The 26,125-nt window shown below is 70.2% G+C and carries 21 protein-coding genes; 5 read left to right on the top strand and 16 right to left on the bottom strand.

What is annotated here, in order from left to right; translation table 11 throughout:
* Nucleotides 1-16: 16 nt before the first annotated feature.
* Together HNR00_RS18225 and leuB are read left to right on the top strand one after the other, a co-directional pair.
* Complete coding sequence (locus tag HNR00_RS18225) at nt 17-2,071, top strand: YgiQ family radical SAM protein (protein WP_512698593.1); 2,055 nt, start codon at nt 17-19, stop codon at nt 2,069-2,071.
* 158 nt (nt 2,072-2,229) lie between these two features.
* Nucleotides 2,230-3,342 carry a 3-isopropylmalate dehydrogenase gene (gene leuB, locus HNR00_RS18220; RefSeq protein WP_183571788.1) on the top strand — a complete coding sequence of 371 codons (1,113 nt, stop codon included), beginning with the start codon at nt 2,230-2,232 and terminating at the stop codon, nt 3,340-3,342.
* A gap of 175 nt (nt 3,343-3,517) precedes the next feature.
* Here the strand turns inward: leuB and truB are convergent, their stop codons facing one another.
* From truB to rimP, 6 genes are all read right to left on the bottom strand, one after another.
* On the bottom strand, nt 3,518-4,540 hold the full coding sequence (truB, locus tag HNR00_RS18215) for a tRNA pseudouridine(55) synthase TruB (RefSeq protein ID WP_183571787.1): 1,023 nt from the start codon (nt 4,538-4,540) through the stop codon (nt 3,518-3,520).
* 110 nt (nt 4,541-4,650) lie between these two features.
* Entirely contained in the window at nt 4,651-5,079 is a 429-nt protein-coding gene (rbfA, locus tag HNR00_RS18210) for a 30S ribosome-binding factor RbfA (protein WP_183571786.1), read from the bottom strand.
* A gap of 99 nt (nt 5,080-5,178) precedes the next feature.
* Nucleotides 5,179-8,193, bottom strand: coding sequence for a translation initiation factor IF-2 (gene infB, locus HNR00_RS18205; RefSeq protein ID WP_183571785.1), 3,015 nt, complete (start codon nt 8,191-8,193; stop codon nt 5,179-5,181).
* On the bottom strand, nt 8,194-8,985 hold the full coding sequence (locus tag HNR00_RS18200) for an RNA-binding protein (RefSeq protein WP_376770395.1): 792 nt from the start codon (nt 8,983-8,985) through the stop codon (nt 8,194-8,196).
* A 23-nt stretch (nt 8,986-9,008) separates the two neighbouring features.
* Nucleotides 9,009-10,664: a transcription termination factor NusA gene (gene nusA, locus HNR00_RS18195; protein WP_183571783.1), complete on the bottom strand. Its 1,656-nt coding sequence runs from the start codon at nt 10,662-10,664 to the stop codon at nt 9,009-9,011.
* Nucleotides 10,665-10,781: 117 nt separating this feature from the next.
* Nucleotides 10,782-11,546 (bottom strand): ribosome maturation factor RimP, encoded by a 765-nt coding sequence (gene rimP, locus HNR00_RS18190; RefSeq protein WP_183571782.1) that lies wholly within the window; start codon nt 11,544-11,546, stop codon nt 10,782-10,784.
* 410 nt (nt 11,547-11,956) lie between these two features.
* Here rimP and HNR00_RS18185 point away from each other — a divergent pair, with 410 nt between their 5' ends.
* Complete coding sequence (locus HNR00_RS18185; RefSeq protein WP_183571781.1) at nt 11,957-12,610, top strand: CatB-related O-acetyltransferase; 654 nt, start codon at nt 11,957-11,959, stop codon at nt 12,608-12,610.
* Nucleotides 12,611-12,628: 18 nt separating this feature from the next.
* Here HNR00_RS18185 and HNR00_RS18180 read toward each other — a convergent pair whose 3' ends face one another.
* From HNR00_RS18180 to HNR00_RS18165, 4 genes are all read right to left on the bottom strand, one after another.
* Nucleotides 12,629-13,291 (bottom strand): hypothetical protein, encoded by a 663-nt coding sequence (locus tag HNR00_RS18180; RefSeq protein WP_183571780.1) that lies wholly within the window; start codon nt 13,289-13,291, stop codon nt 12,629-12,631.
* Nucleotides 13,292-13,490: 199 nt separating this feature from the next.
* Nucleotides 13,491-14,153 carry a hypothetical protein gene (locus HNR00_RS18175; protein ID WP_183571779.1) on the bottom strand — a complete coding sequence of 221 codons (663 nt, stop codon included), beginning with the start codon at nt 14,151-14,153 and terminating at the stop codon, nt 13,491-13,493.
* Nucleotides 14,150-15,202, bottom strand: a complete 1,053-nt coding sequence (locus HNR00_RS18170; RefSeq protein ID WP_183571778.1) for a hypothetical protein — start codon at nt 15,200-15,202, stop codon at nt 14,150-14,152. The genes HNR00_RS18175 and HNR00_RS18170 overlap by 4 nt, the downstream gene beginning before the upstream one ends.
* Before the next feature lie 177 nt (nt 15,203-15,379).
* Entirely contained in the window at nt 15,380-16,414 is a 1,035-nt protein-coding gene (locus HNR00_RS18165) for an aspartate-semialdehyde dehydrogenase (protein WP_183571777.1), read from the bottom strand.
* 334 nt (nt 16,415-16,748) lie between these two features.
* On the opposite strand from HNR00_RS18165, the gene HNR00_RS18160 reads away from it, so the two are divergent.
* Together HNR00_RS18160 and HNR00_RS18155 are read left to right on the top strand one after the other, a co-directional pair.
* Nucleotides 16,749-17,636 (top strand): hypothetical protein, encoded by an 888-nt coding sequence (locus HNR00_RS18160; RefSeq protein ID WP_246390780.1) that lies wholly within the window; start codon nt 16,749-16,751, stop codon nt 17,634-17,636.
* Nucleotides 17,637-17,751: 115 nt separating this feature from the next.
* Nucleotides 17,752-18,168, top strand: coding sequence for a hypothetical protein (locus HNR00_RS18155; RefSeq protein ID WP_183571776.1), 417 nt, complete (start codon nt 17,752-17,754; stop codon nt 18,166-18,168).
* Between the two features lie 261 nt (nt 18,169-18,429).
* Here the strand turns inward: HNR00_RS18155 and HNR00_RS18150 are convergent, their stop codons facing one another.
* The 6 genes from HNR00_RS18150 to HNR00_RS18125 form a co-directional block, all read right to left on the bottom strand.
* Nucleotides 18,430-19,602 carry a M20 aminoacylase family protein gene (locus tag HNR00_RS18150; protein WP_183571775.1) on the bottom strand — a complete coding sequence of 391 codons (1,173 nt, stop codon included), beginning with the start codon at nt 19,600-19,602 and terminating at the stop codon, nt 18,430-18,432.
* Nucleotides 19,603-19,802: 200 nt separating this feature from the next.
* Entirely contained in the window at nt 19,803-20,201 is a 399-nt protein-coding gene (cueR, locus tag HNR00_RS18145; protein WP_183571774.1) for a Cu(I)-responsive transcriptional regulator, read from the bottom strand.
* A complete protein-coding gene (locus tag HNR00_RS18140; RefSeq protein ID WP_246390778.1) occupies nt 20,198-22,678 on the bottom strand; it encodes a heavy metal translocating P-type ATPase in 2,481 nt (826 codons plus the stop codon). Before HNR00_RS18140 ends, cueR begins: the two co-directional genes overlap by 4 nt.
* A 154-nt stretch (nt 22,679-22,832) precedes the next feature.
* Complete coding sequence (locus HNR00_RS18135) at nt 22,833-24,107, bottom strand: ATP-binding protein (RefSeq protein ID WP_183571773.1); 1,275 nt, start codon at nt 24,105-24,107, stop codon at nt 22,833-22,835.
* Nucleotides 24,108-24,127: 20 nt separating this feature from the next.
* Complete coding sequence (locus tag HNR00_RS18130) at nt 24,128-25,180, bottom strand: putative bifunctional lysylphosphatidylglycerol flippase/synthetase (protein WP_183571772.1); 1,053 nt, start codon at nt 25,178-25,180, stop codon at nt 24,128-24,130.
* 180 nt (nt 25,181-25,360) lie between these two features.
* Entirely contained in the window at nt 25,361-25,921 is a 561-nt protein-coding gene (locus HNR00_RS18125) for a uracil-DNA glycosylase family protein (RefSeq protein ID WP_246390776.1), read from the bottom strand.
* Nucleotides 25,922-26,125 lie beyond the last annotated feature (204 nt).

Genomic DNA, 26,125 nt, shown 5'->3' with positions numbered 1-26,125 from the left:
GCCTATGGATGGCGCCATGGAACTCCACGCTTCCGCCGAACGATCCATGTCCTCCCTGGCGCCTCCCCTGGCCTGCAAACCGCCGCGTGGCGGCAGGGCGGCGCCGTTCCTGCCGATGAGCCGCGCCGAGATGACGGCACTCGGGTGGGAGTCCTGCGACATCGTCCTGGTGACCGGCGACGCCTATGTCGATCATCCGAGCTTCGGCATGGCCATCATCGGCCGGCTGCTCGAAGCGCAGGGGTTCCGGGTCGGCATCATCGCCCAGCCCGACTGGCATTCGGCCGAGCCGTTCAAGGCGCTCGGCCGGCCAAAACTGTTCTTCGGCGTCACCGGCGGCAACCTCGATTCGATGGTGAACCGCTACACGGCCGACCGGCGCCTGCGCCACGACGACGCCTACACGGCCGGCGGCGAAGGCGGAAAGCGGCCGGACCGCTGCACGATCGTCTACACGCAGCGCTGCCGCGAGGCCTACAAGGACGTGCCGATCGTTCTCGGCGGCATCGAGGCGTCGCTGCGCCGCATCGCCCATTACGATTACTGGTCCGACAAGGTGCGCCGCTCGATCCTGGCGGACGCCAAGGCCGACCTGCTCCTCTACGGCAACGCCGAGCGCGCCGTGGTCGAGGTGGCCAACCGCATGGCCGCCGGCGCGGCCCCGCGCGAGCTCGATTCGATCCGGGGCGTCGCCCTGTTCCGCCGCGTGCCCGAGCATTACACCGAGTTGCCCGCCGACGACCTCGATTCCACCGACGAGGCCGCCGCCCGAAAGCCCGGCGACACCGTGATCCGGCTCCCGGCCTACGACGACGTGAAGGACGACAAGGAGGCCTATGCCCGCGCCTCGCGCGTGCTGCACCGGGAGGCCAATCCCGGCAACGCGCGCCCGCTCGTCCAGCGCCACGGCGACCGCGACCTGTGGCTGAACCCGCCGCCGATCCCGCTCTCCAGCGACGAGATGGATGCGGTCTACGACCTGCCCTACGCCCGCGCGCCGCATCCGTCCTACGGCGACGCCAAGATTCCCGCCTGGGACATGATCAAGTTCTCGGTGACGATCATGCGCGGGTGCTTCGGCGGCTGCACCTTCTGCTCCATCACCGAGCACGAGGGCCGCGTCATCCAGAACCGCTCGGAGGGCTCGATCCTGCGCGAGATCGAGCGCATCCGCGACAAGACCCCGGGCTTCACCGGGGTGATCTCGGATGTCGGCGGGCCGACCGCCAACATGTACCGGATGGCCTGCAAGGACCCGAAGATCGAGGCGGCCTGCCGGCTGCCCTCCTGCGTCTTCCCGGACATCTGCCCGAACCTGAACACCTCGCACGACGACCTGATCCGGCTCTACCGCAAGGTCCGCGAGGTGAAGGGCGTCAAGAAGGTGATGGTCGCCTCGGGCGTGCGCTACGACCTCGCGGTGCGAAGCCCCGAATACGTCGAGGAACTGGTGACGCACCATGTCGGCGGGCGCCTCAAGATCGCGCCCGAGCACACCGAGCGCGGGCCCCTCGACCTGATGATGAAGCCGGGGATCGGCACCTACGACCGCTTCAAGGAGATGTTCGACGAAGCCGCCAAGAAGGCCGGCAAGAAGTACTACCTGATCCCGTACTTCATCGCGGCCCATCCGGGTACGACCGACGAGGACATGCTGCAGCTCGCGCTCTGGCTCAAGAAGAACGACTACCGCGCCGATCAGGTGCAGACCTTCCTGCCCTCGCCGATGGCGACCGCGACCGCGATGTACCACACCGAGGTCAACACGCTGAAAGGCGTGAGCCGCGGCGGAGCCGAGCCGGTCGAGGCGATCAAGGGGATGCGCCAGCGCCGGCTGCACAAGGCGTTCCTGCGCTACCACGACCCCGAGAACTGGCCGCTCCTGCGCGAGGCCCTGCGGGAGATGGGCCGTGCCGACCTGATCGGGCCGCGGCCGGACCAGCTCGTGCCGTTCTCGCAGCCGCCGGGCACCGGCTCCGGCGCAGGGAAGGGCCGGGGCCAGCCGCGGCCCGTGTATCGCCCGGGCGGCGGGCAGCGCTTCACCACGAAGGGTGTGCCGCTGAAGTCGTGAGGGTCGCACGCGGCCCGTCGAGCGTGCTCCCCGGGGATTGCGTCCGGCCCGCAGCCTCGGACGCCGGCAATCCCACCCCCGTGCCGGCGCGACTTGCGGCGGCATCGCCGCAAAGATAAGGCGCGGGATATCCTGCCAACGCGACGCCCGAGGCCGCCATGTCCACCTACAAGCTCCTGCTCCTGCCCGGCGACGGCATCGGCCCCGAGGTGATGGCCGAGGTCGAGAAGGTGGTGGCGTGGCTGGGCCGGGCGGGGCTGGCCTCGTTCGAGACCGAGCACGGCCATGTCGGCGGCTCGGCGATCGACGCCCACGGCAAGCCGCTCTCCGACGAGACTCTGGCGCGGGCCGACGCCGCGGACGCGATCCTGCTCGGCGCGGTCGGCGGCCCGAAATGGACCGGCATCGCCTACGATCTGCGCCCCGAGGCCGGGTTGCTGCGCCTGCGCAAGGATCTCGGCCTGTTCGCGAACCTCCGCCCGGCGATCTGCTACCCGGCGCTGGCCGAAGCCTCGGCGCTCAAGCGCGAGCTGGTCGAGGGCCTCGACATCATGATCGTGCGCGAATTGACCGGCGGCGTCTATTTCGGAGAGCCGAAGGAGATCACCACGCTTGCAGACGGCTCGAAGCGCGCCGTCGACACCCAGGTCTACACCACCGCCGAGATCGAGCGGATCGCGCATGTCGCCTTCGACCTCGCCCGCAAGCGCTCGGGCCGGGTGGCGTCGGCGGAAAAGAACAACGTGATGAAGACCGGCGTCCTGTGGAAGGAGGTCGTCACCAAGGTCCATGCCGAGCACTACGCGGAAGTGGAGCTGGAACACGTGCTGGCCGACAACTGCGCCATGCAGCTCGTGCGGCGCCCGAAGCAGTTCGACGTGCTGGTGACCGACAACCTGTTCGGCGACGTGCTCTCGGATGTGGCCGCGATGCTGACCGGCTCCCTCGGGATGCTGCCCTCGGCCTCGCTCGGCGCGGTCGATGCCCGCGGCACCCGCAAGGCGCTCTACGAGCCGGTCCACGGCTCGGCCCCGGACATCGCCGGCAAGGGGTTCGCCAACCCGATCGCGATGATCGGCTCGCTCGCCATGTGCCTGCGCTACTCGTTCGGGCTGGGCGAAGCCGCCGACCTCGTGGAGGGCGCGATCACCAAGGCGCTGGCCTCCGGCGCCCGCACCCGCGACATCGCCAGCGAGGGCCAGACGGCGATCAGCACGGCGCAGATGGGTGACGCGATCGTGCGGGAGTTGGAGATCGCGCGCGGTCTCTGAGCGGGCGCGCTTCCCCTCCCCCTTGCGGGGAGGGGTCAGGGGGTGGGGGTCGGGCAGAAGGCACCGCACACTGGTCCCTCCTGAACCACCCCCACCTCCTACCTCCTCCCCGCAAGGGGGAGGAGAACGCCTCGTTCCGCTGCCGAGCGAAGCCGGTATCCTCTCTCAAAAAGAATCAGGTCCGCGGCTGCGGCGCCGTTCCACCTAAGTGAAACACTCGGTGCGGCACCAGTTCGCCGCGCTCGACGTCGCCGACCGCCACAAGCACGCCGCCGCAAGTTGCGTAGGCCTTGCCTTCCATCGGAGCGTCCTGGCCGCGCAGGATCACCGGCTGGCCGCGCATCAGGCGCAGGCCCATGTCGCGGCTCACCGCCACCGAGGGGACTTCGTCCAAAGCCGTCTCGACCGGCTTCAGCTGCGCCTCGATGCTCTCTTCCAGCGATGCGACGGAGCAGGCATTCGCCTCCTCGAACGGGCCGACGCGGGTTCGGCGCAGGGCCGAGACGTGGCCGTAGCAGCCGAGCATTCGGCCGAGGTCGCGCGCCAGCGCCCGGACATAGGTGCCCTTGCCGCATTCGGCGGCGATCACGGTGCGCTCAGTGCTGTGCTCGATCACCGAGAGATGCGCGATCTGCACCGTGCGGGCGACCAGTTCCACCACCTCGCCGTCGCGGGCGAGATCGTAGGCGCGCTCGCCCTGGATCTTGATGGCGGAGAAGCGCGGCGGCACCTGCTCGATCTCGCCGACGAAGGTCGGCAACGCAGCCTCGACCGCCTCGCGGGTCGGGCGCGCGTCGCTGGTGGCGACCGGCTTGCCCTCGGCGTCGTCGGTGTCGGTCTCGACGCCCCAGCTCACCTCGAAGCGGTAGGCCTTGCGGCCGTCCATGACGAACGGCACCGTCTTGGTGGCTTCACCCAGCGCGATCGGCAGGATGCCCGACGCCAGCGGATCGAGGGTGCCGGCGTGGCCCGCCTTCTTGGCGTTGAACAGGCGCTTCACGATGGCCACCGCCTGCGTCGAGGTGATGCCGACGCCCTTGTCGAGCACGACCCAGCCGCTCACGTCGTTCTTCTTCGGCCGGTCGTGGCGCGGGCGCCCGCGCTGGGGCCGGCGGCCGGAGCGCGGCGGACCGTCATGGCGGCGCGCCTCTCCGCGCGGCGCCTCATCCGACGATGGGGAAGAAATTTCGTCCTGCATCCTGTCCTCGATCGACGGGTACTTTGAAGGGAATCGTCCCGTCATCGGACCACTGGTGGGTCCGGATTTCGTGATCGGCGGAGCCGGACCGGCGCCGCCCTCGTGATGGATCAATCGTCCGCGGACGAATCCGTTTCGCCGTTCCGCGGGGCGCTCTCGAGGTCCCGCTGAACCTTGTCGCTTCTGAGGAGCCGGTCGATCCGGGCGGCCTCGTCGAAGGTCTCGTCGCGGCGGAAGCGGAGTTCCGGCGCGTATTTCAGGTTCACCCGCCGGGCGACTTCCTGGCGCAGGATCTTCCGGTTGCGCTCGAGCGCGGCGATCACCGGCGCCTCGTCCTGGCCGCCGAGCGGCATGATGTAGGCGGTGGCGAGCTTGAGGTCGGGCGACATGCGCACCTCCGGCACGGTGACGACGTGGGAGCCGAGCACCGGGTCCTGGATGTCGCCGCGCTGAAGCACCTCGGCGAGCGCGTGGCGCACGAGTTCGGCCACGCGCTGCTGGCGCTGCGAGGGGCCGGACGGGGTCTGTTTCTGGGCCATATCGTTCGCGCGGAGCCGGACGGCTCGGAGTGAAAGAAAAGGGGCCGCAGCTCTCGCCGCGGCCCCGCTTTCCGAAGGCGGTTCAGGCGATCAGGCCGCTCAGAGCGTGCGCTTGATTTCCTCGATGTTGAAGCACTCGATGAAATCGCCCACCCGCATGTCCTGGTAGTTCTGGAAGGACATGCCGCACTCGTAGCCGGCGGTGACTTCCTTGGCGTCGTCCTTGAGGCGCTTGAGCTGCGACAGCCGCCCCTCGTGGATCACCACGTCGTTGCGCAGCAGGCGGACATGGGCGCCGCGCTGGACCACGCCCTCCATGACGCGGCAACCGGCGATCTTGCCGACCTTCGACACGTCGAAGATCTGCAGGATCTGTGCCTCGCCGAGCTTCTCCTCGCGGAGCGTCGGCGGCAGCATGCCCGACAGCGTGGCTTTGATGTCGTCCACGAGGTCGTAGATGATGCTGTAGTAGCGGATCTCGGTGCCGTCGCGCTCGGCCGCGTTGCGGGCTTCCTTGTGGGCCCGCACGTTGAAGCCGATCACCACCGCCTTGGAGGCGTTGGAGAGCGTGATGTCCGACTCGGTGATGCCGCCGACCCCCGACAGGAGGATGCGCACGCCGACCTCGTCGTTGCCGAGCGCCGTGAGCGCGCCGACGATCGCCTCGACCGAGCCCTGCACGTCACCCTTGATGATGATCGGCAGTTCCTTGCGGTTAGCGCCTTCCTTGGCCTCGCGCATCATGTCGACGAGCGAGCGGTTGGCGCCGCCGGTGCGGGCGTTCAGGCGCTCGCGCTTGATGCGGGCACGGTACTCGGTGACCTCGCGGGCGCGCGCCTCGTTGGCCACCACGATCACGCGGTCGCCGGCATCCGGCGTGCCGTTGAAGCCGAGCACCTCGACCGGAACCGAGGGCCCGGCATAGGGCACGTGCTTGCCGGTGTCGTCGATAAGCGCGCGGATGCGGCCCCACTCGGCGCCGGCCACGACGATGTCGCCGGTGAACAGCGTGCCGCGCTGGACCAGAACCGTGGCCACGGGACCGCGGCCGCGGTCGAGCTGGGCCTCGATCACGGTGCCCTCGCCGTCGCGCTTCTCGTTGGCGCGCAGGTTCATGATCTCGGCCTGGAGCTGCAGGCCCTCCAGCAGGTCGGGCAGGCCGTCGCCGGTCTTGGCCGAGACCTCGAATTCCAGGGTCTCGCCGCCCATCGACTCGACCTGGATGTCGTGCTGGAGCAGCTCGGTGCGGACCCGCTGCGGGTTCGCATCCGGCTTGTCGATCTTGTTGATCGCGATGATGAGCGGGACGCCCGCCGCCTTGGCGTGCTGGATCGCTTCCACGGTCTGGGGCATCACGCCGTCATCGGCCGCCACCACGATCACGACGATGTCCGTCACCTTGGCGCCGCGGGCGCGCATGGAGGTGAAGGCCGCGTGGCCGGGGGTGTCGATGAAGGTGATGAGGTCGCCCGACGGCGCCGACACCTGATAGGCGCCGATATGCTGGGTGATGCCGCCGGCCTCGCCCTCGACCACGTTCTCCTTGCGGATCGCGTCGAGCAGCGAGGTCTTGCCGTGGTCGACGTGACCCATGATCGTGACGACCGGCGGACGCGGCTCCAGATCCTCCTCCAGATCCGGCTCGTCGGAGCTGAGTCCCTCCTCGACGTCCGACTCCGCGACGCGGCGCACGGTGTGGCCCATCTCCTCGGCGATGAGCTGGGCCGTGTCCGAGTCGATCACGTCGGTGATCTTGTGGATCTGGCCCTGCTTCATCAGCAGGCGGATGACGTCCACGGCCCGCTCCGACATGCGGTTGGCGAGTTCCTGGATGGTGATCGTCTCGGGGATCGTCACGTCGCGGGCGATCTTCTCCTTCGGCTCCTCGTGCCGGTGCCCGCTCATCCGCTGCTGGCGGCGGCGGAACGAGGCGACGGAGCGCGTGCGCTCATCCTCGCCCGAGGTGGCGTTGGCGATGGTGAGGCGGCCACGGTTGCGGTCGCCGCCCGGCGACTTCGGCGTCTTGGGCGGCGTGATGATCTTGAGCGGCATGCCCGGACGACGGATCACGCGCTTGGTGTCCGACTCGTCCTCCATCGCCGGGGCGCCGGGGCGCGCGGCGGGACGCGCCGCACCGGCACCCGCGGGGCGGGCGGCGGTGGTCGGCGTCGGCGCCTTCTCGGGCTCGGGCGCCGGAGCGGGCTTGGCCATGAAGTTCAGGTCGCGCGGCTTGCGCGTGTCGGCCGTGAGGACGCGGCGCGGCTCGGCCGGCGCCTGCGGCGTCGCCGGACGGGGCGCACCGGCGGCGGCGGGACGCGCCACCCCCGGACGAGCGGGCGCAGCCGGACGGGACGGGGCGGCCCCGGCGGCCGGGCGGGGAGCCGCCGGACGGGCAGTGGCAGCGGCGGGCCGTGCCGGAGCGGCGGCGGGCCGCGCCGGAGCGGCGGCAGCCGGACGGGCGGCGGCGGGAGCGGCAGCCGATGCAGGCGCCTCGGAAGCGGCAGCAGCGGGCGCTTCGGAAACCGGGGCGACGGCCTCGGGTGCGGACGCCTCGACTGGTGCGGCGGCGGCGCGGGCAGCCTCCTCCTCGGCGCGGCGGCGCGAATCCTCGGCGGCCTTGCGGCGGAGTTCGTCCTCCTGGCGGCGGCGCTCCTCCTCCTCGCGGCGGCGCGCCTCGGCGGCTTCGCGCTCGCGGCGCTCGGCCTCCTCGCGCTCCCGGCGAGCCTTGACCTCGGCCTCGGCGCGGGCGCGGTTCTCGGCCTCGCGGCGCTGCGCGTCGGCGAGCGCGCTGGCACGGGCGTCGCGCTCCTGCTCGCTCAACGTGCGCAGCACGACACCGGACGCCGAGCGGCCGGCGGGCCGGACCGCCGGGGTCGGCGCGGGCGCGACCGAGGCAGGGCGCGGCGGCGGTGCGGCGACGGGCTCGCGGGGCGCGACCGTTCCGGGGGCGGCGCCGATCGTGCGCCGCTTCACCGTCTCGACCACGACGGACTTCGACCGCCCGTGGGAGAAGCTCTGACGCACCGTCCCCTGCTCGACCGGGCGCTTCAGCGTCATCGGCTTCGAGGGGGCCCTGTTCTGCGTCTTGTCACCCGGATTGTTCGTATCGCTCATTCAGTCTGAACCCTGAGGGCTTCCATCGTCAGCGCGGCCGGCGGCGGGCATGCCCGGCCGAGTCAACGTCATTACATCGTCGTGCGAATCGCAGGCAGTCGCGCCAGCATCGAGCGGGGCGCCCGCCTCGGACGCCGACGCCAACCCTTCGAAGGCCCGGAACCGACGCCAACGCGCGAGATAGCCGGTGGTGCCGGCTCCCGCGACGAGGGCAGCGTGTATCACATGATCCCGCCCCAAGGCCATGTCCAATTCGGGGTTGGACAGGTCATCCATGACGGGAATTGCCGATATGGCGTCGCCATGGCGCCGACGCAAGGCGGCCGCCAGCTTGCGGCGCCCGTCCGGCATCGCGTCGGAGGCGTGAATCACCGCCGCGACGCTCTCGGGGCCGAGAATCGCCGACTCGACCTTGCCGAAGCCGGTGACGACGCAGCCCGCCTTGTTGGCGAGCGCCAGCGCCTGGCGCAGGTCGGTGCGCAACCCTTCCGCGATCCGGTCGGGCAGATCGGGCGGGACGCTCGCGCCGCTCGTGCGGAACGCCCGGTTGAAGGCGCGGCGCTTCACCGCCGCCGCGACGGTCTCGCGGGTGGCGGTCACCCAGGCGCCGCGGCCGGGCAGGCGGGTGCGCAGGTCCGGCACCACGGCGCCGTCCGGCCCCAGCACGAAGCGGATCATCGCCTCGGGCGATTGCGTGACGCGGGTGACGATGCAGGTGCGCAGGGGCTCGCGCCCGCGGCCGGGGCCACGGTCGAGGGGCGGGGCGTCCTCCGCCTCCGCCTGTAGGTCCACGCTCCCGCTCACCCGCCGCGCCTTCAGGCGTTCTGCGTCTCGGGACGGGCCTCGCCCTCGACGGGCGCCTCGTCCTCGGCGCCGTCCGTGGCCTCACCCTCCTGGCCGGCCTCGCCCTCGGGCTCGGGCAGCGAATCGATCCAGCCGGCCTTGAGGCGGGCGGACATGATGAGCGCCTCGGCCTCGGCCCGCGACAGCTCGAAGCCGTCGAGGTAGCCCGCGTGGCGCACGGCCTCGGGGCCGCGGCCTTCGGTGTAGCCGACGAGGTCGTCGGTGGCGCAGCCGGCCAGATCCTCGACCGACTTCACCTCGTTCTCGCCGAGCGCGACCATCATCGCGGTGGTGACGCCGTCGATCTCGCGCAGCTCGTCCTCGACGCCGAGTTCGCGGCGGCGGTCGTCCTGCTCCTGCTCGATCCGGGCGAGGTGGTCCTGGGCGCGGGCCTGGATCTCGGCGCCGGTCTCCTCGTCGAGCCCCTGGATGCCCGACAGCTCCGCCACGTCGACGTAGGCGATCTCCTCGACGTTGCGAAAGCCTTCCGCCGCGAGTAGCTGGCCGACGGTCTCGTCGACGTCGAGCGCCTCCATGAAGACCTGCGTGCGCTCGGCGAACTCCTTCTGGCGGCGTTCCGATTCCTCGGCCTCCGTCATGATGTCGATGTCCCAGCCGGTGAGCTGGGAGGCCAGCCGCACGTTCTGGCCACGGCGGCCGATGGCGAGCGAGAGCTGGTCGTCGGGCACCACGACCTCGATGCGGTCGGCCTCCTCGTCGAGCACCACCTTGACGACTTCCGCCGGCTGGAGCGCGTTGACGATGAAGGTCGCCTGATCCTGCGACCACGGGATGATGTCGATCTTCTCGCCCTGCAGCTCGCCGACCACCGCCTGGACGCGGGAGCCGCGCATGCCGACGCAGGCGCCGACGGGATCGATCGAGCCATCGCGGGAGATCACGGCGATCTTGGCGCGCGAGCCCGGATCGCGGGCGACCGCCTTCACCTCGACGATGCCGTCGTAGATCTCCGGCACTTCCTGGCCGAAGAGCTTGGCCATGAATTGTGGGTGCGAGCGCGAGAGGAAGATCTGCGGCCCGCGCACTTCGGTGCGCACGTCGAACAGGTAGGAGCGGATGCGGTCCCCCGGCCGGAACGTTTCGCGCGGGATCATCTCGTCGCGCCGGACGATGCCCTCGCCGCGGCCGAGATCGACGATGACGTTGCCGTACTCGACGCGCTTGACCACGCCGTTGAGGATCTCGCCGATGCGGTCCTTGTACTCGTCGTACTGGCGCGCGCGCTCGGCGTCGCGGACCTTCTGGACGATGACCTGCTTGGCCGATTGCGCGGCCACCCGCCCGAAATCGAACGGCGGCAAGGTGTCGGAGATGACGTCGCCGATGAGCGCGCCGGGATTGTAGCGGCGGGCCTGATCCAGCGTGATCTCGCGGGCGTCGTTCTCGACCTGATCGACCACGAGCAGGTGGCGCGACAGGCGCAGCGCCCCGCTCTTGGTGTCGATCTCGGCATGCACGTCGGTCTCGGCGCCGTAGCGGGAGCGGGCGGCCTTGGCGATCGCCTCCTCCATCGCCTCGATGACGATCTGGCGGTCGATCACCTTCTCGCGGGCCACCGCGTCGGCGATCTGCAGGAGTTCGAGCCGGTTGGCGCTGACGACGGCCATGGGGTCTGTCCTCTTGTGCGGTCTCGTGAACGTCCGCCGTCACGGCGGGCTTCTCGTCATTCTGCTTGGAGCATCGTCTTCTTCTGATGGCCGGAAACCACCTTTCGGGACGAGGCTCTAGTGAAGGGTGTCGCGGTTCTTCAGGCGGGCGGCCTTGGTGACGACGCCGGGGCCGGGCTTGCCCTTGGGCTTCTGCCCTTTCGCCTTCACCGGCTTGTCGGCTTTGGGCTTGGGGCGCTTGGGCTGCGGGATGACGCGGACCAGCGGCGCCTCTTCGGCTCCTTCGGCCTCGTCGTCCTCCGCCTCCGCGTCGAGGTCGTCGCCGTCCTGGGGCGGGGCCGAGCCGCGGCGGAGCGATTCGCGGATCAGGTCGTCGGTGAGCACGAGATGCGCCTCCGCCAGATCGCGCAGCGGCACGTCGATCCGGCTCGGCAGGCCGGGCTTCACGTCGGGCAGGTCGATCGGCACGGTGGCGCCGTCCGGGCTCGGCACGTTGATGATCCCGCGGAAGCGCTTGCGCCCGTCCAGCGGCACGGCCAGTTCCACCTTCGCCTCGTAGCCGGCCCAGCGCTCGAAATCCGAGACGCGCACCAGCGGCCGGTCGATGCCGGGCGAGGAGACTTCGAGGTAGTAGGCGCCGCCGACCGGGTCTTCGAGGTCGAGCAGGGGCGAGATCGCGCGGCTCACCGTCTCGCACTCGTCCACGCCCATGGTGCCGTCCGGCCGCTCGGCCATGATCTGCACGGTGCAGCCGTTGGCGTTCGAGACCTTGACCCGCACCAGCCGGAAGCCGAGGCCCTCGATCGGGCCCTCGACCACCTGGGCGACGCGCGCGGCGACGCCCGTCTCCCCGACCAGACGCTTCTCGGTGGGCTCCGCCATGCTGTCGTTTCCGGCCCGCTCGTCTTGAGTGAACTTGACTGTTCGGGTGCAGGCAGGCTCGCGGAAACAAAAAAGAGCGGGCCCCGGAGGACCCACTCCCGCAAGCAGCCTATCGACTGCACCAGAAATGTTGAGCCGTGACTTAGACCCGGCCGGCGGAGAATTCAAGCGATTCGATCGGGCATCGGCGAAGCGGGCCGGGAAGCGTACGGCGCCCTTCGCACCCCACTACGCTCGTCATTCCGGGGCCGCGCAGCGGAACCCGGAATCCATGACTGGTCGCGACATTTCGTGGGCCGCGCATCGCGGGTGGATTCCGGGTTCGCTTCGCGCCCCGGAATGACGGTGCGAAGATTGACACCGGCCGGTGCGGATGGCGTTACCGAAGCCCGCCGCGAGAGGAGACATCCTTGCCGCCCCATCGCCCCGGCCCCGACCCGGACGCCCTGCACCCGCTAGCCGGCCACAGCCGCGTCACCTTCATCCGCAATCTGGCGCTCCCCGAGAACGTCGAGGTCGGAACCTATACCTATTACGACGACCCGGCCGGGCCGCAGGCGTTTCTCGACGCGATCCTCTACCATTTCCCTTTCCTCGGTGACCGGCTGGTGATCGGGAAGTTCTGCGCCATCGCGGCGGGCACGCGCTTCCTGATGAACGGCGGCAACCACCGCCTCGACGGGCTCTCGACCTACCCCTTCCCGATCTTCGGCGGCGACTGGACCGGCCGCTTCGCAGGCGAGCTGAATTTCCCCAACCGCGGCGACACGGTGATCGGCCACGACGTCTGGCTCGGCTTCCAGAGCACGATCCTGCCCGGCGTCACCATCGGCGACGGGGCGGTGGTGGCCGCGCATGCGGTGGTGAGCCAGGACGTGCCGCCCTACGCGATCGTCGCCGGCAACCCGGCCCGCGTGGTGCGCCGCCGCCTTTCGGAAGAAGACGCCGCGCGGATGCAGCGGATCGCGTGGTGGAACTGGCCGGTGGCGCGGATCACCGCGCATCTGGCGCTGATCGGCGGCGGCGACGTGGATGCGCTGGAGGCGGCGGCGCGGGACGGCTGAGCGCGGCGACGCGCCGGCTCAGCCGGTCAGTTCGAGTGGGAACGGCGCCGGCGTCCAGAACGGCTCGACCTCCGTCCCCGCCACGTTCTCCCGCTCCCAGCGATGAAGAACCGCGGCGAGCGCGGCGCGGTCGTCGTCCATCAGCGGCTCGTCGATCTCGCGGATGCGCTCGCACAGTCGCGGACAGTTCGCATTGACCTTGTGCAACCAGCAGCGGGCCAATTTCAAATTTCCCATCGCAATATCGTACACTATATTCTCGACGAAAGTCTTTCCACACGTATAATCCATATGCGCCTCGGTAAATGATCGGCATGATCGCAAATTATCAAGCGTTCTCAAGAGACGCAGAGTCTTTTCAATGCGAAGATGAAGCTCGTCCTGCATCAGCGGATTGTCCCAGAACCAGAGATCCAATGACTTTGAATCATCGATCGGCGGACGGATATATGCACGACAAAAACCAATATCCCTTGTGGGTTCCGTGTCCGGAAGAAAGAGGGGGAGCAGCCACCAGTTCGGATCGCAATAACGGGCAGACGAAGTCCGTCCGATATGGATCACCCTGGCGACATGCGTCACGGGCGTCAGCCACAGCGAATCGCTGGTGACGAGCGCGAGGTCCGGATGGCGCTTCAGGAGAGGGCGGACAAGTTGCCGGATCTGCCGAGCGGTCGTCACGAGCGAGGCTTCACCTGAATCACGATCACGCGGGCTGTTTCAGGAAAGCGCCCGATCGCTGCGGTTGCAAGAGCAGTCGCCGGGTCGCACTCATGGGCTGCGTCGCCCGTGTCGACGATGGAGGCGCCGACATGCCAGAACCGAGACGCAGCCCCAGGCGGCTGCGGGCTCGGGCTGCAGTTGTCAGCGCACCCGCCAGTCAGGCCGTGCTCTCGAGCGGGAACGGCGTCGGCGTCCAGAACGGCTCGACCGCCGTCCCCGCCACGTTCTCCCGCTCCCAGCGATGAAGAACCGCGGCGAGCGCGGCGCGGTCGTCGTCCATCAGCGGCTCGTCGATCTCGCGGATGCGCTCGCACAGTCGCGGACAGTTCGCATTGACCTTGTGCAACCAGCAGCGGGCCAATTTCAAATTTCCCATCGCAATATCGTACACTATATTCTCGACGAAAGTCTTTCCCCACGTATAATCCATATGCGCCTCGGTAAATGATCGGCATGATCGCAAATTATCAAGCGTTCTCAAGAGACGCAGAGTCTTTTCAATGCGGAGATGAAGCTCGCTCATCATCAGCGGATTATCCCAGAACCAGAGATCTAAAGACTTTGATGCATCGGTCGGCGTGCGGATATAGCCCGTACAAAAACCGATATCCCTAGTGGGATTCGTGTCCGGAAGAAAGAGGGGGAGCAACCACCAACTCGGTTTGCAATAAAGGGCCGAGGAAGTCCGTCCGATATGGATCACCCGGGCGACATGCGTCACGGGCGTCAGCCACAGCGAATCGCTGGTGACGAGCGCGAGGTCCGGATGGCGCTTCAGGAGAGGGCGGACAAGCTGTCGGATCTGCCGAGCGGTCGTCATGAGCGAGGCTTCACCTGAATCACGATGACCCGAACCGTATCAGGAAAATGTCGACTGGCGGCAGCAGCGAGCCGAAGGGCGCGGTCATCGCCGATGTTGGCGCTCCCGGTCTTGAAATCATAGACGCAGGTCGTTCCTGGCGATGTCCTCTCGAAAAGATCGATCCTCGTGGAATTTCTTTCGCCATAACGCGCAGCGCGAGACGCATCGTTGAAAGAAATCTCCGCCACGAAATTCGGGTCTTCTTGCTTATTCACGGCGGCAGCGATCCAGGCGTGAACCTTGTTGCCGAAGTCCTGTGCCGAACGATACAGCCCGCTTGCGCGCACGCTTCGGACGGCCTGCTCGGCAAGCGCCTCGACCTCACCGTTTCTGCGGCAGGCCGCATCGAGCGTTCGTTGATCGATACGGCTTGCGAACGCCGCGCTCACCCCCGTTTCGGTCAGATCGATGGCATACTCGTTCGCCGTAAGGCCGAGGACGGCTTTCCCGAAGCGGTCGTTCCGCGCGGAGAGAACCGCAAAGAGTGCCCCCGCCAATCTGACCGTCACCGCTGTCGTCAGCGGGATCGCCGGAAGAAACGTCGATTGAACGAACGCCTCCGGCTCCGCGCCCGCGGCGGTGAAGGTGCTGCGCCCGAGCACCGCGCCGGTCGCGCCGTCGCGGATCGTCTGGGTCAGGCCGGAGGTCTCGAAGATCCGGCTGTCGCCGTCCGGCGCGGTGACGACGTGCTGCTCGTCGTGGTCCCGGCGACCGGCACGGACCCGGATCGTGAGGACTTGCGTCCCATCGTCGAGGAGCGTCCGTTCGCGGCCGGCGACATCGCCGTCGGAGCCGCCGGACCGGCCCCCCGTCGCGCCGCCGCCCGCTCCGCCCGCCGGCACCCACTGCCCGCCATCGGACTGGCCCGCGGGCGCGCGCGGCTGATCGTCGGAATATTTTCGTCTCAGCATCCGCTCGAGCCGGATCGCCTCCCGATCCAGCGCCGCCCCGGCCAGCAAACCCCGGATGGCCGCGATCTCGGTGCGGCGGTCGGTGCGACGGCTCATGCTCGATCCTCCTGCCTCTCGAACAGGAAAATATGCATACTATGACTTAAGTCACTTTACAAGATTTTAGTCCTATAAGTGGACGCTGGCGATTCTTGCCGGAGCCGCCGACCGCCCAAACGAAAACGCCGCCCCGGTCGGGGGCGGCGCTTCGAAGCGTGGGCTTGTCGAGAGGGATCAGGCGGCCGGGCGTGCCTTGCCGAGCAGCTTGCGGTTCACCAGCACCTCGGCGATCTGCACGGCGTTGAGCGCCGCGCCCTTGCGCAGGTTGTCCGAGACGCACCAGAAGTTCAGGCCGTTCTCGACGGTCGCGTCCTCGCGGATGCGGGAAATATAGGTGGCGTCCTCGCCCGCCGCCTCGTGCGGGGTCATGTAGCCGCCGTTCTCGCGCTTATCGATCACCAGCACGCCGGGCGCGTTGCGAAGAATCTCGGTCGCCTGCTCGGGGGAGAGCGGGCGCTCGAACTCGACGTTCACGGCCTCGGCGTGGCCGATGAACACCGGCACCCGCACCGCGGTCGCCGTGAGCTTGATCTTGGGATCGAGCATCTTCTTGGTCTCGGCGACCATCTTCCACTCTTCCTTCGTGTAGCCGTCCTCCATGAACACATCGATGTGCGGGATGACGTTGAAGGCGATCCGCTTGGTGAACTTTTTTGTTACTACCTCACCTGCGGTGAAGACGGCGCGCGTTTGGCTGAACAGCTCGTCCATGGCGTCCTTGCCGGCGCCGGAGACGGATTGGTAGGTCGAGACTACGACGCGCTTGATCGTCGCCGCCTCGTGCAGGGGCTTCAGGGCCACGACGAGCTGCGCCGTCGAGCAATTCGGGTTGGCGATGATGTTGCGCTTGGCAAAACCCTCGACCGCGTCGGCGTTCACCTCGGGGACGATCAGCGGCACGTCCGAATCGTAGCGGAACGCGGAGGAATTATCGATCACCACACAGCCCTGCTGGCCGATGCGGGGGCTCCACTCCTTCGAGGCCTCGCCGCCCGCCGACATCAGGCAGATGTCGGTGTCGGAGAAATCGTAGGTGTCGAGGACTTTGACCTTGAGGATCTTGTCGCCGAAGGACACGTCCTGACCCTGGCTGCGGCGCGAGGCGAGCGCCACGACCTCGTCGGCCGGGAAGGCGCGCTCGGCCAGGATGTCGAGCATCTCGCGGCCCACATTGCCCGTGGCTCCGACGACGGCGACCTTGTAACCCATCTGTCCAACTCCGCTGCGCGGACGTGATCTCTTTTGCGATGAAAGACCGGCCCGCTCCCCGCTCGGACGGCGTCCTCGCCGTGCCGTCGGGGAATCCATAGGCGGAAGAGCCCGCCCCGAAGCGTCGAGGTGGGTTTTCCGGCGCGCGGAGCAAGAGGACGGTCGGGTTCGGCTGTCAAGGGGTCGGCCGAGGCCGGATGACGAAGCGGGCCGGTTGAAACGGCCGATTCACCTTGGGTGGAGAATCACGAGGACGGCGCCGGCGCGGCAACCGGGCGGTGCGACGAGCGTGGGCAAGGTGGAGCATGCCCCCTTCACGCCGCGAGGACGTGCCATGCCCCCCACCCACGACGGCACCCTCGTCGCGGATGCGCGCGACGACAGCCCGGACGACCTGCGCGGCCTCGCCCGGCCCCGGCCGCTGCGGCGCGCCCGGATCGCAGCGAAGCTCACGGTCTGCGCCGCGCTGATCGCCGGCCTGTCGCTCGCCGCCCGCGACCGGCTGCATGCCCCCGAGCCGCGGGACTGGACCGATCCGCCGCGCACGGAAAACACTGCCCCGCGGATGGTCGCCTCATCCGAGCCGCTCCTCACCCTGGTCGAGGCCGCCTCCGAACTGCCCGTCCCGCCGCCGCGGGCTGAGCCGAGCCGCTGGGACCCGACCCGCGGCCAGCGCGAGGACAGCGTCAGCCAGGGCAGCTTCGACGCCATCGAGGCGCCGTGGCTCCTCGTCACCGCGACCGATCCGGGCGCGGCGCGCACCGAGCCGGGCCCGAGCCTGTTCGTCACCCTGGTGCGGCGCGCCGCCGACGGACGCGGGCTCGCCGTAACCCGCACCGGCGAGCGCGGCGCGGTGGCGACCCGCTACGGCAGCTTCGAGACGCTGGAAGCGGTGCTGAGCGGCGACGGCGCCCGGACCTGCACGGGCTTCCGCAGCCTCGACCTCAACACCCTGCGCCTCGACGGTTGGCTCTGCGGCATCCTCGGCCAGGCGCCGGAGCCGCGCGCCTTGGCCTGCGCCATCGAGCGGATCGCCCTCTCGGGCCGGGTCGCGGCGGCGCTCGGCGCCGGGGAAGCGGGCAAGGGCAATCCGGGCGCCTGCGGGTCCGAGGCGGCCGCCCTCGGCGACCAGACCGGGTCGGTCGCCATGGCCGCGGCCGCGGGATCGATCGCCGGGGCCGGTGCCGCCGGACACATTGCGGCAAAACGGCGGCGGAAATGATGCGAGCGCGGCCATAATCCGGGAACAACGGCCACGCCTGAACGTCTACTCCCCAACAGGCGGGATTCTTAACGAAGGCCCCGATACGGTCTCCTCGCAATCAACAAGGTGTGCCATGCGCTCGACCAAGATCGCCCTCCTGGGCGCCATGACCCTCGCGGCCATCGGCTTCGGCACCGGCGCCGAAGCGCAGGGTCCCTACGGCAACCCGGGTTACGTGCGCGTGAGCCAGCCCCTGCCGATCCGCATCCGTCCGCGCTCCTGGCTCGATGCCGGCAACGTGGTGGAGCCGGGCAACGGCTCGGTCTCGAACCCGGCCACCAACCCGGCCTTCATCGCCGCCTCGAACCAGCTCAACCCGGTCTACGGCCGCAACGACCGCTTCGGCAACGGCATCCTGCCCGACCCGATCACCAACGGCCCGTTCATCGGCGCCCGCTCGAGCGCGATCCGCAACGTCGACCTCTCCTTCATCGACGGGATCGACCCGACGTCGTACGTGTCGCGCACCGGCATGAACCCCTACCGGTAAGACGTTTTCCGACGATGGTTGGACGATGCGGGCCCTGCGGGGCCCGTTTTCGTGTCGGGGCTTGAGATTCGGGCTCCATGGAAGCCGTCCTCTCACCGGCATTCCAAATCACCTCATCGTCATTCCGGGGCGCCGCAGGCGAACCCGGACCCGAAGGGCGCGCCGGAGGCGTGCAATCCAAGACTGGCCGCGACGGTGTGTCGGGCCGCGCATTACGGGTGGATTCCGGGTCCGCTGCGCGGCCCGGAATGACGACGAGGATCACGCCCCCACCGGCAGCCCGGTCTCGATGATCCGCGCCCAGAGCGAGGCGCCGTAGGGGATCGCCGCGTCGTTGAAGTCGTAGTCCGGATGGTGGAGGCCGGCCGACGGGCCGTTGCCCATGAAGATGTAGGCGCCCGGCCGATGGGCCAGCATGTAGGAAAAATCCTCTGCCGCCATCATCGGCGCCACGTCGCGCTCGACCGCTTGCCGGCCCACCACCTGCTCGGCGACATCGGCCATGAAGTCGGTCTCGGCCGGGTGGTTCTCGGTCGCCGGGTAGCCGCTGGCGAAATCGACGCTCGCCCGCGCCCCGAAGGCGCCCGCCACGCCGACGACGATCTCCTCGATCCGGCGGAGCACGAGGCTGCGCACCTTCGGCGTCAGCGCCCGCAGGGTGCCGCGCAGTTCGGCCCGCTGCGGCAGCACGTTGAAGGCGTGGCCCGCCTCGACCGCGCAGACGGAGACCACCGCGGCATCGAGCGCCTTCACGTTGCGCGACACGATCGATTGCAGGGCGACCACGATGTGGCTTCCCACCAGCAAGGTGTCGACCGCGGCGTGCGGCAGGGCGGCGTGCCCGCCCCTCCCCTCGATCTCGATGGTGAAGCGGTCGGTCGAGGCCATGATCGGGCCGGGGCGGATCGCGAAGGTGCCGACGGGCTGGTCGGGGATGTTGTGCAGGCCGTAGACCGCCTCGACCCCGAAGCGCTCCATCATGCCGTCCTTCACCATCGCCTCGCCGCCCCCGCCGCCCTCCTCGGCGGGCTGGAAGATCAGCACGGCGCGCCCGTCGAAGTCGCGGGTCTCGGCGAGGTACTTTGCGGCGCCGAGCAGCATGGCGGTGTGCCCGTCATGGCCGCAGGCGTGCATCTTTCCCGGCACGGTCGAGCGGTAGGGGAGATCGCGCGCCTCCTCGATCGGCAGCGCGTCCATGTCGGCGCGCAAGCCGATGGCCCGGTTCGAGCCGTGGCCCCGGCCGCGGATCACCCCGACCACGCCGGTGCGGCCGATGCCGGTGGCGACCTCGTCGCAGCCGAACTCGCGCAGCTTGTCGGCGACGAAGCCGGCGGTGCGGTGCACGTCGTATTGCAGCTCGGGATGCGCGTGGAGATCGTGCCGCCACGCGGCGATCTCCTCGGCGAGGCCGGCGATGCGGTCGATGACGGGCATGGATCCCAACCTTTTCGGAGCAACGTCCGAGCGTTCCGGATCGTCCCCAGCAAGCAGAAGGCCAAGGCCGGGTCAACGGCGAAGCTTGCATTTGGGACCGGGCTTCGGACAGCGCGCCGGGCTCACAATGATGGCTCATTCTTCCGCCGTCATTCCGGGGCGCCGAAGGCGAACCCGGAATGACGGCGGAGCAGTGAGCCTCACCCCGCCCCGGCGAGATCATCCAGGATCGGGCAATCCGGCCGGCCATCGCCGCAGCAGCGTTCGGCCAGGGTCTCCAGGGTGCGGGCCATTGCTTCCAGGTCGCGGATGCGGCGGCGGAGATCCGCCACGTGGGTCAGCGCCAGCCCCTTCACCGAGGCGCTCGCCCGTTCGCGGTCGCGCCAGAGCGCCAGCAGGTCGGCGATCTCGGCCATGGAGAAGCCGAGGTCGCGGGCGCGGCGCACGAAGCGCAAAGCGTGGAGATCGGCCTCGCCGTAGACGCGGTAGCCGGCGGCCGTGCGCTCGGCGGGCCCGAGCAGCCCGGTTTCTTCGTAGTAGCGGATCATCTTGGCCGAGACGCCGCTGGCGCGGGCCGCCTCGCCGATGGTGACGCTCATATCGAGCCTCCGGCGCGGCGCAGGCGCAGGGCGTTGCCGACGACGAAGACGCTGGAGAGCGCCATCGCGCCCGCCGCCAGGACCGGCGAGAGAAGCGGCCCGTCGAACACCGCGAGCAGACCTGCCGCCACCGGGATCAGGGCGGCGTTGTAGGCGAACGCCCAGAACAGGTTCTGGCGGATGTTGGCCATGGTGGCGCGCGACAGCGCGACCGCCTCGACGAGGCCGGTGAGCGCGCCCGACATCAGCACCACGTCGGCGCTCTCGACCGCGACATCGGTGCCGGTGCCGATGGCGATGCCGACATCGGCCTCCGCGAGCGCGGGGGCATCGTTGATGCCGTCGCCGACGAAGGCCAGCGGGCCGTGCGCGGCGCGCAAGGTGCGCAGGGCCTCGACCTTGCCCTCGGGCAGGAGTTCGGCGCGCACCTCCGCGACACCGAGCGAGCGGGCCACGACCTGCGCCGTCGCGTCGGCATCGCCCGTCAGCATCGCCACGGTGAGGCCGCGGGCGCGCAGCGCGGCGACTGCCGCGCGCGCCTCAGGCTTGATCGGATCGGCCACCGCCAGCAGGGCCGCGAGCCGGCCGTCGAGGGCGAGATGGACGGGGCTCTTGCCTTCGCCGGCCAAGCGCTCGGCCTCGCCTGCCAGCGGGGCGACATCGACGCCGAGCCGCTCCATGTGGCGGCGGTTGCCGAGCGCTACCACCCGTCCGCCGACCCGCGCGGTGACGCCGTGGCCGGGCACGGCCTCGAAGGCGGAAACTTCCGGCAGGGCCCCGGCCTCGGCGCGGGCGGCCTCGGCGACGGCGCGGGCGATCGGGTGCTCGGAGCGGGCCTCGACGGCGCCGGCCAGCGCCAGCGCCTCGTCGCGCGAAAAACCAGGCGCCGCCAGAAAATCGGTGAGACGGGGGCGGCCCTCGGTGAGCGTGCCGGTCTTGTCGAGGGCGACCACGCGGGCCTCCTGCAACGCCTGAAGCGCTGCGCCCTGGCGGAACAGCACGCCGCGCTCGGCGGCCCGTCCGGTCCCGACCATGATCGAGACCGGGGTGGCGAGCCCCATGGCGCAGGGGCAGGCGATGATGAGCACGGCGATGGCCGCCACCAGGGCGTGGCCGAGCGCGGGCGCCGGGCCGAGCGCGAGCCAGCCCAAGAAGGTGAGCGCGGCGATCCCCATCACGGCGGGCACGAACCACAGGGTGATGCGATCGACCAGCGCCTGGACCGGCAGCTTGCCGCCCTGCGCCGCCTCGACCATGCGGACGATGCGGGCCAGCACCGTGTCGGCCCCGGTGCGGGTGACGATGAGATCGAAGCCGCCGGTGGTGTTGAGCGTGCCGCCGACGACGGACGCGCCCTCCCCTTTCCGCACCGGCACCGGCTCGCCGGAGATCATGCTCTCGTCGACGTAGGACTCGCCCGCGGCGACGGTGCCGTCGGCGGGCACGCGCTCGCCGGGGCGCACCCGCACCCGGTCGCCGACGCGCAGGCTCTCCACCGGCACCTCGCGCTCGCCCTCGCGGTCGAGGCGGCGGGCGGTGCGGGGCGAGAGGTCGATCAGCCGGGCGATGGCCGCCCCGGCCCGGCCGCGGGCGCGGGCCTCCAGGGTGCGGCCGAGCAGGATCAGGGTGACGATGAGGACGCTCGCCTCGAAGTAGAGATGCGCCGCCCCCATCGGGAGCATGTGGGGTACTGCAACCGAGACGAGGGAGTAGAGGTAGGCCGCGCCTGCCCCCAGCGCGACGAGGGCGTTCATGTCGGGATGGCCGCGCAGCAGGTTCGGCACGCCGACGCGGAAGAACCTTCGGCCGGGACCGGCAAGCACCAGGGTCGCCAGCACGGCCTGGAGCCAGGGCACGGTGGCGGCGCCGAGCCAACCGGCCAGGGCGTGGTGGAAGCCGGGAAACAGGTGGCCGCCCATGTCGAGGACGACGACGGGGGCCGCGAGCGCCGCCGCGACGAAGAGGTCGCGCCGCAGCGCCGCCTCCTCCCGCGCCTGCCGGTCGGCGCGGCTCGTGTCCGCGGCGCGCTCCGTCGTGACCGGCGCGTAGCCGGCCTCGCGCACGGCCGCCTCGATATCGGCGCGCGAGACGGTGCCGACGGCGTGGCGCAACTCGGCCCGGCCGGTGGCGAGGTTGACGCTCGCCGCGACCGCTCCGGGCAGCGCGAGCAGCGCGCGCTCGACGCGGCCGGTGCAGGAGGCGCAGCTCATGCCCTCGACGGTGACCGCGGTCACCGTCGAGGGCACCTCGTAGCCAGCTCCGCGGATCGCCTCCACGACCTCGGCGGGCCGGACGCCCGCCAGACTCGCCCGCCCCGTCGCGAGGTTGACCGACACGTCGCGGGCGCCCGGCAGCGCGGCCAGCGCCCGCTCGACGCGGGCCGAGCACGAGGCGCAGCTCATGCCCTCGACGGGCAGGCTCAGCCGGGTCGCGGACTCGGCGGAAGGGGAGAAAGAACGGTCTGCGAGGGCTTCCATGCCCACTCAGATGGGGCTTCCCACGATGGGAAGGTCAAGGCGGGCGTGTCGAAATCGCCGGGCCGCCGTCTCGCGGCACGCCTGCCCACAGGCGCGGGCGCCGGACGACGCCCCTCTCGCAGGACCAATCCCTGGGGGGCGGAAAGCCCCTTTCCTATTCCTGAACCGGCACCGCCTCGGCCGGCTCCGGCCGGTACTCCGGCAGCGTCACCCGCATGGTGGTGCCTCGCCCGAGTTCGCTCTCGATGCTCAGGCGGCCGCGGTGGCGGTTGAGACTGTGCTTGACGATGGCGAGGCCGAGGCCCGTGCCGCCCTGCTGACGGCTGGAGGCGACGTCGACGCGGTAGAAGCGCTCGGTCAGCCGCGGGATGTGCTCGGGCGCGATGCCGGGGCCGGCATCCGCGACCCGCAGCTCGATCCGGTCCGGGCGTCCTCCGGTCCTGTCGAGCCGATGGAGCGAGACCGTCACGACGCCGCCGCTGCCGCCGTACTTCATGGCGTTCTCGACGAGGTTCTCGATCACCCGCAGCAGCTCGTCGCGCTCGCCCAGCACCCGCATCGGCGTATCGGGGGCCTCCACGGTGAGTTCGATGCCGCGCTCGCGGGCGAGCGGCGCCTGCATGTCCACGAGCTGGCGTGCGATGCGCGCGAGATCGACCGGCCGCGTCGGCGCCACGTGCTCGCGCAGCTCGATGCGCGAGAGCGAGAGCAGGTCGTCGATCAGCCGCGTCATCCGCTGCGCCTGGGTGCGCATGATGCCGAGGAACTGCTCGCGGGCGCGGGCATCGTCGCGGGCCGGGCCCTGGAGCGTCTCGATGAAGCCGAGCAGGGCGGACAGCGGCGTGCGCAGTTCGTGGCTGGCGTTCGCCACGAAATCGACCCGCATCGCCTCCAGGCGGCGCGCCTCGGTGAGGTCGCGCAGGAACAGCACGATGTTGGGCTCTCCCCCGCTCGGGCCGTCGGGCATCGGCAGCGCCCCGATCTGAACCGCGAAGGCGCGCTCGGTCGGCACGCGGGCGACGTAGTCGACGGTCAGGCTGGTGCCGGTGCGCAAGACCTCCTCGATGCCGTCGAGGATGTCGGGGGCGCGCAGAAAGAACGAGAGCGGGTGGCGCAGCTTCAAGCCCGGCAGCAATCGGCGCGCGGCGGGGTTGGCCTCCATCACCACGACGCGGCGATCCACGAGGATGACCGGATCGGGGATGTTGGCGAGCAAAGCCTCGGCCACAGCGTGGCGGGCGGGCAGGCCGGGCTCGCGCGGCGGCAGCGTCACCGGCCGCCGGGTGCGGCCGAGCAGGCCGCCCGCAACCAACGCGAGCACGGCGGAGACGATCAACGCGGTGTCGACATGGCCGGCCAGAGCCTCGATGCTGAGGATGACGGCGACCGCGACCGCGGCGCCGATCCAGGCCGGCTGCTCCGAACCCACGGGTCAGGCCTTCGCCCGGGTCACGGGTCGTTCGCCGCCCGGTGCCGCCGCAGGCGCGACAGCCCCTCGTAGGCGCCGAGCATGAGCAGCGCCAGGACGAAGGGCACGAGGTAGTAGCAGACCCGGAACAGCAGCAGCGAGCCCAGCACCTCGTCGCGGGGGAGATAGGACAGGGCGATCAGGATGGTGGCCTCGAACACGCCGATGCCGCCGGGCGCGTTCGAGGCGATGCCGAGCATGGCGGCGAGCACGTAGATCGCGAGGAAGGTGGTGAAGCCGAGCGTCATGCCCTCGGGCAGCAGCATGTAGAGCACGGCGGCCGCGGCGCAGACATCGCCGATGCCGACCAGCATCTGGCTGAACGAGACCGTGGCGCCGGGCAGTTCGAGCTGCCACTGACGCACGGTGATGTAGCGCCGCTTCACCGAGACCCAGGCGAGGTAGGCGAGGACGAGGCCCAGCGCGCCGAAGCCGAGGATCTGGTTGAGCCGGACCGTCGTGTTCACGCCGATGCTCTGGAAGGTCAGGCTCGCGAGCTGGCCCGCCTCGATGATGAGGCTGAGGCCCAGCACCACCCCCATGCCGAGCCAGAAGGTGAAGCCCGCGATGACGGTGAGTGCCGCGATCTTGGCCCCCGAGAGCCCGCGCTTCGAGTAGATCCAGTAGCGGATGGTCGCCGCGGTGATGAGCGGGAAGCCGAGGGTGAAGCTCACCGCGTAGCTCGTGAACGAGGCGAGCGCGGTGATGCTGTAGGGCACCTTGAGCCGGAGTTGCCGGAGCGCCAGCGCGTCGTAGCAGGTGAGGAACAGGTAGCTGACGGCGACCGCGCCGAAGGCCATGGCGAGCTGCGCGTTGGTGACCTCGGTAAACGCCTTGTGCAACTCGGCCCAGGTGATCTCCGCCGAGAGCTTCCACAGCACGAACAGCGAGGCGAGGATGAGCAGGAGGCTCGCCAGCGTGCCGAACCAGGCATAGGGGCCGCGCTTCACCTTCGGCTTGGCGGCCTTGGCGCCACGGGCGTCCTCGTCCGGCTCGGCCGAGGAGACCGGCTTATGCTTTCCGGCAAAATTCATGTGAGATCGGTGCACGCCTCCGCTGGTCGCCCGCCTCGAGCCGTCGGCGCGGGTCGCGACCCGAGCGGGTGCCCTGGATGCCCGCCCCGGCGCATTTAGGGTCAATGCCGGCCAAAGGCCAGCGACCGGACGCGCGGGGCACCCCCGTCCTGCATCCGGATTGCGGCCGAATTGACGGTGCTACCCCCTCTCGGCGAGTCGCGCCGCGGCCTCGCGCAGACCCGCCAGGATGCGCTCGCGCACGCTCGGCGCGGTGCAGACATAGGTCGGGCTCGGATGCGGCACCGGGATCACCGGCAGGTCGGGCCGCAACTCGGCGAGCGGCGCGGCGGCCCCCGCGGCGAAGCGCCCGGCCGGCACCACGACGGCAAGGCGCGGCAGCAGCGCGAGCAGCGGGGCGAAGTAGGGCGCGGCCGCCGCGGCCTCGGCACGGCGCGGAGCGCGGTTGAGGGCGCCCGGCGCGTGGATCACCCAGGGGATCGCGTTCCAGATCAGCGTGTCGCCCCGCGCGATGCCGGCCTCGGCGAGGAAGCGGAACAGGTTGGCGGCCGTGCCGGTGGCGTTGTCGCGGGAGACGAAGCCGGTGCGGCCGATGGATGGGCCGGGGGTTTCGAGGAGCAGCAGGAGGCGCGCCGCGACGCCGCCGTCGAGGGGGTCGGGGTCGGGAACGGAGGCGTTGCGCTCGGTTGCGATTTTTCGGGCGAGGGCTCGTAAGGGGGCGATGTGGGGGGCGCCGACCATGGCGCGGCGGGCTTCGAGCGCGGCCGGGTCGGCGAGGCTTTTGGGGGCGGTGGGCAGAGCCGATAGATCGGCGGCGCCTGTCGCTGCCTGCGTTATGCTGTCGGAGGCGCCGATCTCTGTCGGGCTCTCCGAGTCGCGTCGAGCGCGGGTCCCCTCCCCCTTGCGGGGAGGGGTTCGGGGTGGGGGTCGGGCAGAAGGCACCAT

This window comes from Methylorubrum rhodinum (genome assembly GCF_014199935.1).
Classification (GTDB): Bacteria; Pseudomonadota; Alphaproteobacteria; order Rhizobiales; family Beijerinckiaceae; genus Methylobacterium; species Methylobacterium rhodinum.
Note: the sequence above shows the minus strand (reverse complement) of the source record. Positions and strands in the feature narration are given on the sequence as shown.